The following is a 13,546-nucleotide window of genomic DNA, read 5'->3' on the forward strand; positions in this document are numbered from 1 at the left end:
GCTACCCTGGCGATTCACCCGTACGGACGCAGCGCCGTGCGCCGTCCTGCCCTCCCGGCCTGGGGAAACTCCTTCCGGGGGGCGGGAAGCCGACAAGCCGGACACCGAAAGGCGGTACGACCGATGAGCGAGCACCAGGACGCCCCCGACGAGGACGTCGTCGAACTGGCCGGCAAGATCTTCGACCTCGCCCGTCAGGGCGAGGCCGCGACGCTGGCCGCCTACCTGGACGCCGGGGTCCCGGCCAACCTCACCAACGACCGCGGCGACACCCTCGTCATGCTCGCCGCCTACCACGGCCACGCGGACGCCGTCACGGTCCTGCTGGAGCGCGGCGCCGAGGCGGACCGCGCCAACGACCGGGGCCAGACCCCCCTCGCCGGCGCCGTCTTCAAGGGCGAGGAAGCGGTCATCCGCGCCCTGCTCGCGGGCGGTGCCGACCCGGCCGCCGGAACCCCCTCCGCCGTGGACACCGCCCGCATGTTCAACAAGGCCGACCTGCTGGAACTCTTCGGAGCCCAGTAGTCCGCTTTTTCCCGGGCGCAGCCGGGCCCCGAGGGGCCCCGCCACCTCACGGCTTGGTCACGGAGCCCTTAAATGTGGTCGCGGCGCACAAACCGCCTGGGTCATCATGGCGTCGGATTCGATTCGCGGACATGACGGACGGGCAGGAGCGGGCTGGACACGACGGGTGTCCACACCCCACCCCTGCCGCACCGGCCGCCGTGGTCGCGAAGCACCGACGAGAGTGAGAAGGCAATGGTCTACATCGAGCGGAACCAGACGGCGGACGTCCTCACATGCTGTTACGCGGCTCTGTGAATCCCGATTCCCGGTCGCGTCCCCAGCTTGATTTGAGGCCATTCCCATGTTCGAACCAGTCATAGCGCCGAGCGGTACCCTGCTCGGGCTCCTCCAGCGGGGCCGCGGCGACGGCACGCTGCACGCCCTCGCCGCACCCAGGCCCGAAGCCCTCGCGGCCCTCAACCAGTGCGTGCTGCACGACCCGCGCCAGGACTGGCAGGTCGAGAACCGCTCGCTGTACTACGCGCGCCTGTACCTGGACCTCGACGGCCCCCTCGGCGAGATCGAGGCCCACCTCTTCGGCGCCGACGACCTCTTCGACGAAGAGGACCACCGGACGGGCCTCGCCCTGTCCGTCCTGGGGCACCTGGCCTCCTACGGCCGCGACGACGCCCTCATGCTGCTGCGCCGCTACGCCGCGTCCGGGTCCAACTGGGCCTGGGCCCTCGACGAGCTCGCCCTGCGCGACGACGACGGCGGACTGCGCTCGCTCGCCGCACCCGTCCTCGCCCGGTTCCCCGCCACCGCCGAGGGCGAGGCGCGGCTGGCCGCCGCCGTCCGCGACGCCTACGAGCCCCGCCCGTGGGCCCTGTGGGAGGAGCTGCCCGCCTACGCGGAACGCCTGCGCGCCGCCCGCCAGCAGGGCTCCTTCGACCGCTGGCAGCGCCAGATGACCCCCAGCGGCCCCCGCCCCGGCTGGGGCGTCCAGGCCGTCTTCGACTGGGCCGCCGACGGGCTGCGCCGGGGCACCCCCCTGCACGTGCCCGCCGCGCGCTGCCTCGCCGCCGTGGCCGCCCCCGAGGACCGGCCCGCCATCCTCGCGGCCGCCGCCGGAGCCTCCGGCGAAGCCGCCCGGGCCACCGCCCTGCACCACCTGGTCCTCGCCGAACCGGAGAACCCGGCCGTCCTGGACCTCATCGAAGCCGCCGCGGACGAGCCCGCCGTGGCCGCCTACGAGCGCATGTGCGGCCCCGCCGCCCTCGACCGGGCCCGGCTCTGGGTCCACCGCCCCGACGCCCTCGGAGCGGCCGCCGCGGCCCTCCTGGCGGCCGGCGGCGGCGCCGACGACGCCACCCTGGTCCTCGGCGCCCTCCGCAACACCGTCCGCGGCTCCGGCCCGGACTCCGTCCGCCTCTTCGCCCTGGTCGACGGCGCGGGCCGGCTCTCCATCGGCTGCGCCGCCCCCGTGCTGCGGCACGTCTACCGCGAGACGGCCTCCTCCCACCTGCGCGGCCGCACGGCCCGGGCCCTGGCCGCCACCGACCCCACCTTCGCGGCGGGCTTCGCCGTCGAATGCCTCTGGGACTGCGAGGAGACCACCCGCGAGGTGGCCGCCCGCCACGCGGAGACCGCCGACGCCCGGGTCGCCCCCCGCCTGCGCCGCCTGGCGGCGGACCCGGCGGAGGAGGAAGACGTCCAGTCGGCCGTCCGCAGCCGCATCACCCCCGAGTCGGCCGTGTAGTCCCCGGGCGGGGACCCGGCCCCCGGCCGTACGGGCGCGGCCCCGGTCCCTGGAGCGCCGTGTGCCGGGTGCGGGCGGGTGGGCCGCTGCGCGGGGCGAGGTCCCCTACCCACCCTTCGCCCGTTCCCCGGGGCTGCGCCCCGGACCCCTTGGGGGCTCCGCCCCCAGACCCTCCCCCAGCGCCTCAAACGCCGGCGGGGCTGGAGGGTGCCGGCGGGGCTGCAATTCGCTGCGCGAATCTAGCCCGCGCGGCGTTTGAGCGCACCGGCGCGGAGCGCCGGTTTCTCAGCCTCGCCGGCGTTTGAGGCGCGGGGTCAGGGGCGGAGCCCCTGGGAACGGTGGAAGGGCGGGTAGGGGACCCAGCCCCGCGCAGCGGCCCAACCACCCGCAGACGACCCACCGGCCGCGGCCACGCGCACCGGCCCCGCCCCACAGGCCGCTGGACGGAGTCCGGCGCAGCGGGCCCGAAGCCCGCGAAGCGCCCCGGCGCCGAGCGGCGCGAGGACCGCGTCAGAAAGGAACGAACCGGAGCCGCACCCCCGGCCGGGCCTGGGCGGCCGCGTCCAGGGCCGGTCCCGCAGGGACGACGCCGACCACCGGGTAGCCGCCCGTCACGGGATGGTCGGCCAGGAACACCACCGGCAGCCCGTCCGGCGGCACCTGCACCGCCCCCAGCACCATCCCCTCGCTCGGCAGCTCCCCGCCCCGCGCGCGGGCCAGCGCCGGGCCGCCCTCCGTGCGCAGGCCGATCCGGTTCGACGCCGGGGCCACCCGGTACGCCGAGGACAGCAGCGCCGCCAGCGAAGCCCCCGCGAACCAGTCCGCCCGCGGCCCGAGCCGCAGCGGGAGCACCAGCTCCGCCGCCGGCATCCCCGCGGGGGCCACCGCGTCGGCGGCCGGGACCGGGTCCGGGCCCGGCGGGCCCACCTCCAGCACCGACCCCGCCGCCGGCACCGGCGGGCCGAGCCCCGACAGCAGGTCCGTCGCGCGGCTCCCCAGCACCGCCGGCGCAGCCAGGCCTCCCCGCACCGCGACGTAGCTCCGCAGCCCGGACTCCGCCCGGCCCACGTCCAGCTCCGCCCCCGCGCGCAGCCACACCGGCGCACCCCAGGCCACCGGGCGCCCGCAGACGCGTACCGCACAGGGAGCGCCCGTCACGGCCACCGTCACCGGGGCCAGTGCGCGCACCCGCACCCCGTCCAGGGTGGTCTCCAGCGCGGCGGCCCCCGCCGGGTTGCCGACGAGGCGGTTGGCCAGCGCGTACGCCCCCGTGTCCAGCGCGCCCGAGCGGGGCACGCCGAGGTGCGCGTACCCGGGGCGCCCCGCGTCCTGGACGGTGGTCAGCGCGCCCGCCCGCAGCACCAGCAGCCCTCTCACGCCGCCCCCGCCTCCTCGAACCGCACCCGGACCCCGGGCGCGAACAGCGCCGCCGGCTCCCGCGCGGGGTCCCACAGCACCGCGTCCGTGGAGCCGACCAGCCGCCAGCCGCCGGGGGAGGAGCGCGGGTACACCCCGGCGTACTCCCCGGCCAGCGCCAGCGACCCCGCCGGGACCGCCGTACGGGGCGTCGCCCGCCGGGGCAGCCACAGCCGTTCCGGCAGCCCCGTCAGGTAGCCGAAGCCGGGCGCGAACCCGCAGAACGCCACCCGGAAGACGATCCCCCCGACCAGCTCCGAGACCTCCCGCTCCGCGACCCCCCAGGCGGCCGCCACCTCGGCCAGGTCCGGCCCGTCGTACCGCACCGGGACGGTGACCAGCGGCCCCTCGGCCTCCGCGAGCGGCGGCACCTCCCAGCCCGCCATCCGCGCCGCCAGCGCGCCCGGCTCCCGGACCCCGTCCAGCAGCACGGTCCGCGCGGCCGGCACGATCTCCCGTGCGCCGCCCAGCTCGCCCGCGTCCCGGCGGCGCAGCAGCTCGGCGTGGAGCGCGGCCACCTCCCCGGCGGTGTCCACCTCGACCAGGAGCGCGTCCCGCCCCACCACCAGCGTCCTCACGCGAAGGCCTCCACCCGCACCCCGGCCGCCTCCAGCGCCTCCCGCACCCGCCGGGCCAGCCCCGCCGCCCCCGGGGTGTCCCCGTGCAGGCACAGCGAGCGCGCCGGCACCGCCACCGGGGACCCGTCCGAGGCCGTCACCGTCCGCTCGGCGGCCATCCGCACGGCCCGCCCGACCACCGCGTCCGGATCGTGCAGCACCGCCCCCGGCTCGCCGCGCGGCACCAGCGTCCCCAGCGGGGTGTACGCCCGGTCGGCGAAGGCCTCCGGAACCGCCTCCAGCCCCGCCTCCCCGGCCGCCGCCAGCAGCAGCGACCCGGGCAGGCCCAGCACCGGCAGCCCGGCCTCCCCGGCGGCCAGCCGGACCCCGGCGACCACCGCGGCCGCCTGGCTAGCGTCGTGCACCGTGCGGTTGTACAGCGCACCGTGAGGCTTCACGTACGACACCCGGGACCCGGCCGCCCGCGCGAACACCTCCAGCGCCCCGATCTGGTAGGCCACCTCCGCCGCCAGCTCCCCGGCGGGCACGTCCATCGACCGCCGCCCGAAGCCCGCCAGGTCCCGGTACGAGACCTGAGCGCCGATCCGTACGCCCCGCTCGGCGGCCAGCTCGCAGACCCGGCGCATGATCGACGGATCGCCCGCGTGGAAGCCGCAGGCCACGTTGGCGCTCGTGACCACCGACAGCAGGGCCGCGTCGTCGGTCAGCGTCCAGCGCCCGAAGCCCTCGCCCAGGTCGGCGTTCAGGTCGATCAGAGGTGCGATCATGGAAGCCATGCGGTGAGCGTAGAGCAGCCGCCGGCGGCGGGTCCGCGCCGGCCGCGCCGCCCGGCCGCCGCCGGGGGACGGTCCGGCGGAAACCGTGCCGTTTGGGTTGTTGTCCGTGACACCGCCTACTCTTTCCGACGTGACTCTCCCAGCCCCGGCGAAACCCCTCCGGTCCCCGGCGCCGGGCCCGGCCGCCGACGAGGGCCTCGCCCGGCGGCTCCGTGCCCTGGCCTGCACCGCCCCGCTCCACGACCTCGACGTACGCAAGGCCAACCTGGCCGGCGAGTACGGGGTCTACGCGATGGCGGAGGTCGCGCTGTCCGCGATCGACCTCGTCACGCTCAACATGGACTTCGACACCGGCGCCGACCACGAGCAGATAGTGGCCCGGATGCTGCCGCGCGTCGCCGCCCAGGCCCCCCGGAGGCCGGCCGCCGAGCACGAGCGGGTCGCCCGCTGGGTCCTGGAGAACCTGATCAACGTGGGCAGCGTGGACCGCGGCTTCCGCGCGATCTACGGCACCTTCGGCCCCGACGGGGTCTACGTCCGCCGGGACTACGACTTCAAGCTGATCGAGGAGGTCCCCGGCCACGGCGGCGCGGTCTACCTGCGGACCACCGACGAGGCGGTCAACGTCCTGGTCGGCGCCCTCGACACGGACGTCACCAGCGCCCAGATCGCCGCCGAGGTCAAGCTGGAGGTGCTGATCAGCCGGGGCCGGCTGGCCGACGCCCAGCTCGCCGCCGAGCAGGCCCGCTACCGGACCGTCCAGTACGCCGAGACCCTGCGCCGCACCCTCGACGCGACCCGGCGCAACGTCCGCGCCGTCGACTGGCTCCAGGCCGTCCCGGACATGATCGCCGAGGCCCTCGACCACGTCGCCGACCGCTACCGGCACGAGAACGCGATCCTCACCAACATCCGCAAGGCCCGCGACGAGGCCGAGGACCCCGACAACAAGCGGCGCGCCGCCGAGCTCGTCGACATCGTCAAGGACTGCATCCGCCGGCACACCCAGCTCCAGTCGCGGCTGCTCGACGCCGGCCCGCTCTTCCGTGCCGAACAGGACCGCCAGGCCTTCGCCGCACCCGCCCCGCGCTCCGGCATCGACCTGTACGGGCAGCTCGTCGCGCCCCTGCTGCCGCTCCCGCTGGAGCGGGCCACCCGGGTCACCGACGCCTTCTTCGCAGCCGGCACCGGCCTGCGCACCCCCGTCTCGGTACGGGTCGCGGACCTGGTGGACATACTCCTCACCCCGCCCGTGGAACGGGAGCACCTGGGCGCGGAGATGCCCGAGCCGGACCTCATCGCCACCCCGGACGACAGCCGCTTCAGCGAGGAGCAGCTCGCCGCCGCGACCCGGCTCCTGGACCTGCCGCACGACGCCCCGCGCCGGCTCTCCGGCCTCCTCGCCGAGGCCCGCCGCGACGACCCCGACCTCCCGTACCTGGTGGCCCTGCTCGCCGTCCACGCCGCGAGCCCGGCCGTCGGAACGGCGTACCGGCAGGGCGAGGAGCGGCTGCTGTTCGCGGTGGACGACGGCACGCAGCTCGACGACGCCGAGTTCGGCGGCGCCGACCTGATCGTCGGCACGGCCCTCCTGGACGCGGCGGGCATGGCCGCCGACCGCGCGGAGTCGGCATGACCCCCCGGTCCCGCCCGGCCACCACCCCGGACACCCCGCCCCGCCCCCAGCGCCCCACCCGCACCGGGGCAGCCCGCACCGGGAACACCCTCGTCGGGGGCACCCGCACCGGGAACACCCCTGTCGGGGGCACCCGCACCCAGCGCCCCACCCGCACCGGGGACACCCGCGCCGGGGATACCCGCACCGGGGCAGCCCGCACTGGGAACACCCTTGTCGGGGGCACCCGTACCGGGATCACCCGCCCCCAGCGCCCCACCCGCACCGGAATCACCCGCACCCGGAAGACCCGCACCACCGAGGAGACCCGCCCGTGAGCGACCACCACGCCGAGCACCCCGCGTGGAGCGAACGGCACCCCGCCTGGAGCGAGCCCGACGCCCCGTCGGCTCCCGCCGCGCCCGCCGCCGCCCCCGGAGGGTCCCTCACGCCCGCCGACGCCGCCGACGCGGCCCGGCTCGTGGGGTTCGGGCTCCAGCCCAAGCTGCTCCCCGCCCGCGACGCCGAATACGCCGAGCTGCTGCGCCGCTACCGCGAGGAGCCCGCCTTCGGGCGGCTCGCCGACGCCGTCGCCACCGGCCTCGGCCTCGTCGTCCTGGAGGTGTCCCCGCGCGCCGGGATGGCCGTCGCCGCCGGCGAGGACTCCGTCTTCGCCGTCCGCATGGGCGACTACGCCCGCCGCACCTCCGCCGACGGCGGCGACCGCTTCCTGCACGGCCTCGCCCACCTCGCCGTCGCCGCCCTCGCCTTCCCCCGCCCCGAGGACCTCGCCGACGACGGCTACATCGGCCGCGTCACCGTCAACGGCGTCGACGCCTTCGTCCGCCAGACCTGCCGCCGCCTGGAGGAGCGCGCCGAGGAACTCGGCGAGAACACCGACCCGGCATCCGACGCCCCCGGCCTGGAGGCCGCCTGGCGGGTCTACGCCCGCCGCAGCGCGACCGGCGCCACCAAGGACGCCCGCCGCCTGGCCGGCTCCACCACCGGCATCGTCGGCAAGGCCGCCGCCTTCCTCACCGAGTCCGGGTTCCTCCAGCGCACCGGCGACGACGCGGGCGGCACCTACCGCACCACCCCCCGCTACCAGCTCCAGGTCCGCGACATGGCGGGCACGGCGGCCATGGCCGAACTCCTGGAACTCGGCGTGGTCCCCGTCAGCGACGGCTCCGCCACCCTCCTGCCGCCGCCCGAGGGCGACGACCTGGAACTCGCGGCCGACGCCGGCCTGCCGTTCCACGCCTGACCCACCCGCGCCCCGTACCGAGACACACCGAGAAGCAACGAGAGTCCGCCGCCATGTACGAGCTGTCCCGGATCCGCCTCTACTCCATCGGGCCCGCCGGCGCGCGCTACGCCGACACCGTGCTCGACCTGCGCGGAGTCGGCGAGCCGGTGCCCCACCCGGCGCCCACCCAGGCGGAGTTCTTCGAGGACGAGCCCACCGGACCGCCGCGCCGCCCCGCCCCCGCGGGCGTGCTCTTCCTGGAGAACGGCGGCGGCAAGTCCGTCCTGCTCAAGCTGATCTTCTCGGTCATGCTCCCCGGCCACCGCAACACCCTCGGCGGCGCCAGCTCCGGCGTGCTCCGCAAGTTCCTGCTCGCCGACGACTGCGGCCACGTCGCCCTGGAATGGCAGCACACGCAGACCGGCGAGTGCCTGGTCGTCGGCAAGGTCAGCGAATGGCGCGGCCGCCAGGTCTCCAACGACCCCCGCAAGTTCGCCGAGGCCTGGTACTCCTTCCGCCCCGGGCCGGGCCTGAGCCTGGACAACCTCCCCGTCGCCGAGGCCACCTCCGTACGCCCGCCCGTCGAGGGCGCCTCCGGCGCGCAGGGCCGCCGCCGCACCATGAAGGGCTTCCGCGACGCGATCACCGAGGCCGGCAAGGCCTACCAGCACCTGGAGGTGTACTGGGAGGAGATCCACGACCGCTGGAACGAGCACCTCACCGAACTCGGCCTCGACCCCGAACTCTTCCGCTACCAGCGCGAGATGAACGCCGACGAGGGCGAGGCCGCCGGCCTCTTCGCGGTCAAGAAGGACTCCGACTTCACCGACCTCCTGCTGCGCGCCGTCACCGACACCCGCGACACCGACGGCCTCGCCGACCTGGTCCACGGCTTCGGCAACAAGCTCGGCCGCCGCGCCGAGCTGATGGCCGAACGCGACTTCACCGCCGGCTCGGTGGACCTCCTGGGCCGCATCGTGGAGGCCGCCGAGACCCGCTCCCGGCTGCGCGACGTCCACGCCGGCGCCGAACGCCGCACCCGCACCCTCGCCCGCCGGCTGTCCGCCCGCGCCTCCGAGGAACGCGGCCGCGCCGCCGACCTCGCCCAGCGGGTCACCGGCGCCGCCCACGAGGTCACCTCCGCCGAGTCCCAGCGCGCCCGCAGCGCCGCCGTCTCCGCCGAACTCGCCTACCGGCACGCCTCCCTGGCCCTGACCGTGGCCGACAGGGCCGCCGCCGCCCAGCGCCGCGAACTCCTCGAAGCCCGCACCCTGCACTCCGCCTGGCAGGCCGCCGAGACGGTGCTGCGCCACCGCGCCGCCGCCGACCGCTCCGCCCGCGTCGCCGCCGCCATCCTGGAGGCCGAACGGGACGCCGCGCCCGCGCTGGCCGCCCGCGCCACCGCCGCCGCCCAGCTCGTACGGGCCCTGCACACCGCCGCCGAGCAGGGCGAACGCGCCGCCAACGAGGAGGAGGAGCGTTCCGCCGGGCTCCAGTCCCTCGGTGAGGACGCCCACCGCGACGCCACCTCCGCCGCCACCGCCGCCCAGCGGGCCCGCAGCGAGGCCGAGCACCTGCGCGCCCGCCTCGCCGAGGTCGAGCAGGAGACCGCCGAGGCCGTGAAGGCCGGCTGGCTCGACGACAGCGCCCCCGACGCCGACCCGGCCCGCGCCGCACTCGCGGCCAGCGACGCCGAGAAGGCCGCCGTGGCCGCCTGGGACGAGTCCCGCGAGGCCGCCCGCGGCGCTGCCGACGCCGCCCGCGAGGCCGCTTCCGCGGAATCCCGCGCCGAACTCACCGCCGCCCGCGCGGCCGACGCCGCCGACGCCGCCGAGGCCGCCCGCGCGGCGGAGGAGCGCGCCGCCGCCTCCCTGGCCGCCTCCCCGCGCCTGGCGGAGCTGCTCGGCCTCCCGTCGGTCCCCGAGACCTTCCTCCCGCACCCGCGTGAGGGCAGCGCCACCGGATCCGGCGGCGCACCCGCGGGCCCCGGCACACCGGGCGTCCCCGGCCCCGCCGATGCCGCGCACGGCGGCCCGCAGGGCACGGCCGCCCAGGCCGCCGGCCGCGTCGGCGGATCCGTCGCCGCAGCCGGACACCCCGCGACCCAGCCCGTCTCCACCACCGCCGGCCGGCTCTCGGCCGACGACCTCGACCGCAACGCCGACACCCTCCGCGAACTGCTGGCCGACACCGTCGGCTCGGCCGAACGCCACCTGTTCGAGCTGCGCACCGCAGCCGCCGACGACGCCCGCATCCTCGGTGCGCTCGGCGACGGCGGCCTGCTCCCGCCCGGCCCCGACGTCCTCGCCACCGTCGAGTACCTCGGCGAGCACGGCATCCCGGCCCTGCCCGGCTGGCGCTACCTCGCCCAGTCCGTGGACCCCGCCGACCACGCGGCCGTCCTCGCGGCCCGCCCCGAACTCGTCGACGGCGTCGTCATCACCGACCCCGACACCCACGGCCGGGCCCGCGAGGTCCTCTCCGCCGCCGCCCTGCTGCCCCGCTCCACCGTCGCCGTCGGCACCGCCGCCGCCCTGCTGGCGCCGGTCCCGCCGACCGACGGCACCGACGCGGTGTTTCTCGTACCGCCGAACCCGGCCATGCACGACGAGCACGCCGCCGACGAGGAACGCCACGCCCTGCGCGCCCGCGCCACCGCCCGCGACACCGAGATCCGAGAGCTGGCCGCCCGCCTCGCCGGCGATCGCGAACTCGCCGCCCGGCTCTCCTCCTGGCGCACCGGCTGCCCGCGCGGCCGCCTCACCGAACTCGCGGAGCACGCCGCCGCCGCCCGGTCCTTCGCCGAGGAGGCCGACGCCGAGCTCGCGGAGGCCCGTACCGTACGCGCCGAGGCGGACGAGGCCGCCGCCGACGCGGCCCGCGTCCGCGACGAGCGCCAGGACGCCGCCCAGCGCGCCCGCCGCGCCGCCGACGCCCTCGCCGGTCTCGCCCACCGCCTGCGCGAACGCTCCGGCTGGCAGGCCAAGGTCCGCGAACTCGCCGACGAGGCCGCCGAGTCCGAGGCCCGCGCCGAGGTCTGCCTGGACCGCGCCCGAGCCGCCGACGAGGACCGCCGCGCCGCCCAGCGCGCCGCCGACGACGCCCGCCGCACCGCCCGCGCCCTGCGCGCCGAACGCGCCGAGATCGCCGGGGCCCCCGACCCGCTGCCCGAGGACGACGGCACCGCCAAGGCGCCGCTGCCCGACCTCCGCGAGGCCTACCGCACCGCCTCCCAGGTCTACGAGAAGGTCGGCGTCGGCGCCGACCTGCGCGCCGAACAGGCCCGCGCCGAGGGCGACGAGAGCGCCGCCCTCGCCGAACTCGACCGGCTCACCAACAAGGTCCGCACCCGCGCCGCCCAGCTCCTCGAAGGCACCGACGGGGCCGACGGCCCCTCCCGGCAGGCCGCTGCCGCCCGCGCCGAGGCCCTCGTCCAGATGCTGGAGTCCCGCGCCTCCACCGCGAGCGAGCAGCTCGGCCGGCTGCGGGGCGAGGCCGAACGGCACGCCCCCGCCGAGGGCGAGGCGCACACCGAGCTGCCCGAGGAGCTGATCCCGGCCGACGTCGAGCAGGCCCAGGGCCTGCTGCGCACCGCCACCGCCCAGCTCGCCGCGCACTCCGCCGCCGTGGAGGCCGCCCGGGCCGCCCACGCCGACCTGCTGCGCGCGCACCGCGCCGCCGAGGACGGCGCCGGAGGCTTCGACGAGACCGCCGCCCTCCTGCGCGACCTGCTGCGCGACCACACCCACCCGGAGGACGAGCAGGAGCCGGTCGCCCACCCCGGCACCCTGGAGGAGGCCCGGCAGTCCGCCGCCGAGGCCCGCCGCTCGCTGCGCGGCTGCGCCGCCGACCTCTCCGCCGCCGAGGCCGCGGTGCGCGAGGCGAGCGACGTCCTGGTCCGGCACGCCAACGCCAACCGCTACGAGCAGGTACGCACCCCCGCGCGCCAGCAGATCCGCGAACTGCCCGCCTCCGCCCTGCCCGAGCACGCCGCCGCCTGGGCCGCCGCCTTCGCCCCGCGGCTGCGCGTGCTCACCGACGAGCTCGCGCAGCTGGAGCGCAACCGCGACAGCATCGTGGACCGGCTGCGCGGCCTGGTGGAATCCGCCCTGGCCACGCTCCGCTCCGCCCAGCGCCTCTCCCAGCTGCCCGAGGGCCTCGGCGAGTGGTCGGGCCAGGAGTTCCTGCGGATCCGCTTCGAGGAGCCCGACCAGGCCACCCTCACCGAGCGGCTCGGCGAGGTCATCGACGAGGCCACCCGCACGGCCGTGAAGAGGAACGCCGCCTTCGGCGAGGGCCGCCGCGACGGCATGTCCCTGCTCCTGCGCGGCGTCCAGGCGGCCCTGGAGCCCAAGGGCATCGCCGTCGAGATCCTCAAGCCCGACGCCGTGCTGCGCGCCGAGCGGGTCCCCGTCGGCCAGATGGGCGACGTCTTCTCCGGCGGCCAGCTGCTCACCGCCGCCATCGCCCTCTACTGCACGATGGCCGCGCTGCGCAGCAACGACCGCGGCCGCGACAAGCACCGGCACGCGGGCACGCTCTTCCTCGACAACCCGATCGGCCGTGCCAACGCCACGTACCTGCTGGAGCTCCAGCGGGCGGTCTCGGACGCCCTCGGCGTCCAGCTGCTGTACACCACGGGCCTCTTCGACACCACGGCCCTCGCCGAGTTCCCGCTGGTCATCCGGCTGCGCAACGATGCCGACCTGCGGGCGGGCCTGAAGTACATCAGCGTCGAGGAGCACCTCCGTCCGGGCCTGCCCCAGCAGTCCCCGGAGGGCGAGACGATCCACGGAGAGATCACCGCGACCCGCATGTTCCGCCGGGCGGCCGCCGCACAGGCCTGACGCCCCCGGCCGCGGCCGGCGCCCGGCTCCGCCCGGCCGGTCACAGCCCCCGGCCGGTCACCGCTCCCGGGCGGTGGCCGGCCCGCGGCCGCTCCCGGCCGGTCAGCGGCGCCCGGAGCGCTGGTGGACCGGTGCGCCCCCGGCGAGGGGAGCGGCCGCCAGGCGGCCCTCCCGGGCCGGTATGCGGCCCCTCCAGGGCTCGCGGGCGGCGCTGCTCGGCTCCGACATGACGCCGTAGCGCTGGTTCCACATCTGCCGGGTGATCCACACGTCGAGCACCGACCAGGTGGCGACGATGATCGCCGCTATCCCGATCAGCACCATCGGGAAGGCCAGCCAGGACCTGGTCAGCGCGAGGAAGAAGGTGATCGTGGCCTGTGTCAGCGTCACGGCCACGATCAGCACCGCCCGCACCGCCGACGACCGCACCGGATCGGGCATCCGCCGCCGCCGGGCAGGCTCCTCCACCCACAGGCCCCGCCCCGGAGCCTCGGCCGCCGTACCGTCCTCTTCGTACATCCTCATCGTCCGCCCACTCCCCGCCGCTTCTCCCCGCCCCGCTCCCGCCCTCTCTGTCAGACGATCGGAACCCCCCTCGAAGTTCCGTATAGCGGACCCGGAAGGCAGAATTCCAGCCATCCATCCGGACAATGGAACCGACGCCGCACCAAGTGTCATCTGCCACATATCGGGCCGGACTTGACCGGAAACATCGGACAACTGGTGATCTTCGTCCGGGTGTCAGGCCGAAAACGTCCGGACACGCCTGCGAAGCCGCTCCGTGGCAGTAGTAGGCTCACGC

The 13,546-nt window shown here is 76.8% G+C and carries 10 protein-coding genes; 6 read left to right on the top strand and 4 right to left on the bottom strand.

Translation table 11 applies throughout. The features are described from left to right. The first annotated feature begins 123 nt into the window (after window positions 1-123). Entirely contained in the window at window positions 124-525 is a 402-nt protein-coding gene (locus OG553_RS28550; RefSeq protein ID WP_405981706.1) for an ankyrin repeat domain-containing protein, read from the top strand. Window positions 526-868: 343 nt separating this feature from the next. After that, window positions 869-2,266 (top strand): HEAT repeat domain-containing protein, encoded by a 1,398-nt coding sequence (locus tag OG553_RS28555; RefSeq protein WP_405981707.1) that lies wholly within the window; start codon window positions 869-871, stop codon window positions 2,264-2,266. Between the two features lie 510 nt (window positions 2,267-2,776). Here the strand turns inward: OG553_RS28555 and OG553_RS28560 are convergent. From OG553_RS28560 to OG553_RS28570, 3 genes are read right to left on the bottom strand one after another with little or no spacing between them, the layout of a single operon-like run. After that, window positions 2,777-3,643: a biotin-dependent carboxyltransferase family protein gene (locus OG553_RS28560; RefSeq protein WP_405981708.1), complete on the bottom strand. Its 867-nt coding sequence runs from the start codon at window positions 3,641-3,643 to the stop codon at window positions 2,777-2,779. Then, window positions 3,640-4,260 (bottom strand): allophanate hydrolase subunit 1, encoded by a 621-nt coding sequence (locus tag OG553_RS28565; protein ID WP_405981709.1) that lies wholly within the window; start codon window positions 4,258-4,260, stop codon window positions 3,640-3,642. The genes OG553_RS28560 and OG553_RS28565 overlap by 4 nt, the downstream gene beginning before the upstream one ends. Beyond that, window positions 4,257-5,015, bottom strand: a complete 759-nt coding sequence (locus OG553_RS28570) for a LamB/YcsF family protein (protein WP_405983165.1) — start codon at window positions 5,013-5,015, stop codon at window positions 4,257-4,259. Before OG553_RS28570 ends, OG553_RS28565 begins: the two co-directional genes overlap by 4 nt. A gap of 151 nt (window positions 5,016-5,166) precedes the next feature. Here OG553_RS28570 and OG553_RS28575 point away from each other — a divergent pair, with 151 nt between their 5' ends. Genes OG553_RS28575 through OG553_RS28590 form a run of 4 tightly spaced genes read left to right on the top strand, consistent with a single transcriptional unit; the run spans window position 5,167 to window position 12,744 of the window. After that, window positions 5,167-6,672, top strand: a complete 1,506-nt coding sequence (locus tag OG553_RS28575; RefSeq protein WP_405981710.1) for a hypothetical protein — start codon at window positions 5,167-5,169, stop codon at window positions 6,670-6,672. After that, window positions 6,669-6,989: a hypothetical protein gene (locus tag OG553_RS28580; RefSeq protein ID WP_405981711.1), complete on the top strand. Its 321-nt coding sequence runs from the start codon at window positions 6,669-6,671 to the stop codon at window positions 6,987-6,989. The genes OG553_RS28575 and OG553_RS28580 overlap by 4 nt, the downstream gene beginning before the upstream one ends. After that, window positions 6,986-7,915, top strand: a complete 930-nt coding sequence (locus OG553_RS28585; RefSeq protein ID WP_405981712.1) for a hypothetical protein — start codon at window positions 6,986-6,988, stop codon at window positions 7,913-7,915. Before OG553_RS28580 ends, OG553_RS28585 begins: the two co-directional genes overlap by 4 nt. Before the next feature lie 53 nt (window positions 7,916-7,968). Then, window positions 7,969-12,744, top strand: a complete 4,776-nt coding sequence (locus OG553_RS28590; protein ID WP_405981713.1) for a hypothetical protein — start codon at window positions 7,969-7,971, stop codon at window positions 12,742-12,744. A 102-nt stretch (window positions 12,745-12,846) separates the two neighbouring features. Here the strand turns inward: OG553_RS28590 and OG553_RS28595 are convergent, their stop codons facing one another. After that, window positions 12,847-13,269 (bottom strand): hypothetical protein, encoded by a 423-nt coding sequence (locus OG553_RS28595; RefSeq protein WP_405981714.1) that lies wholly within the window; start codon window positions 13,267-13,269, stop codon window positions 12,847-12,849. Window positions 13,270-13,546 lie beyond the last annotated feature (277 nt).

The sequence above is a fragment of the Streptomyces sp. NBC_00158 genome (assembly GCF_045160885.1).
Lineage (GTDB): Bacteria > Actinomycetota > Actinomycetes > Streptomycetales > Streptomycetaceae > Streptomyces.

Coding starts and splice junctions, on each gene's coding strand:
- OG553_RS28550 (WP_405981706.1), top strand. CDS start 124: ATGAGCGAGCACCAGGACGCCCCCGACGAGGACGTCGTCGAACTGGCC.
- OG553_RS28555 (WP_405981707.1), top strand. CDS start 869: ATGTTCGAACCAGTCATAGCGCCGAGCGGTACCCTGCTCGGGCTCCTC.
- OG553_RS28580 (WP_405981711.1), top strand. CDS start 6,669: ATGACCCCCCGGTCCCGCCCGGCCACCACCCCGGACACCCCGCCCCGC.
- OG553_RS28590 (WP_405981713.1), top strand. CDS start 7,969: ATGTACGAGCTGTCCCGGATCCGCCTCTACTCCATCGGGCCCGCCGGC.
- OG553_RS28595 (WP_405981714.1), bottom strand. CDS start 13,269: ATGAGGATGTACGAAGAGGACGGTACGGCGGCCGAGGCTCCGGGGCGG.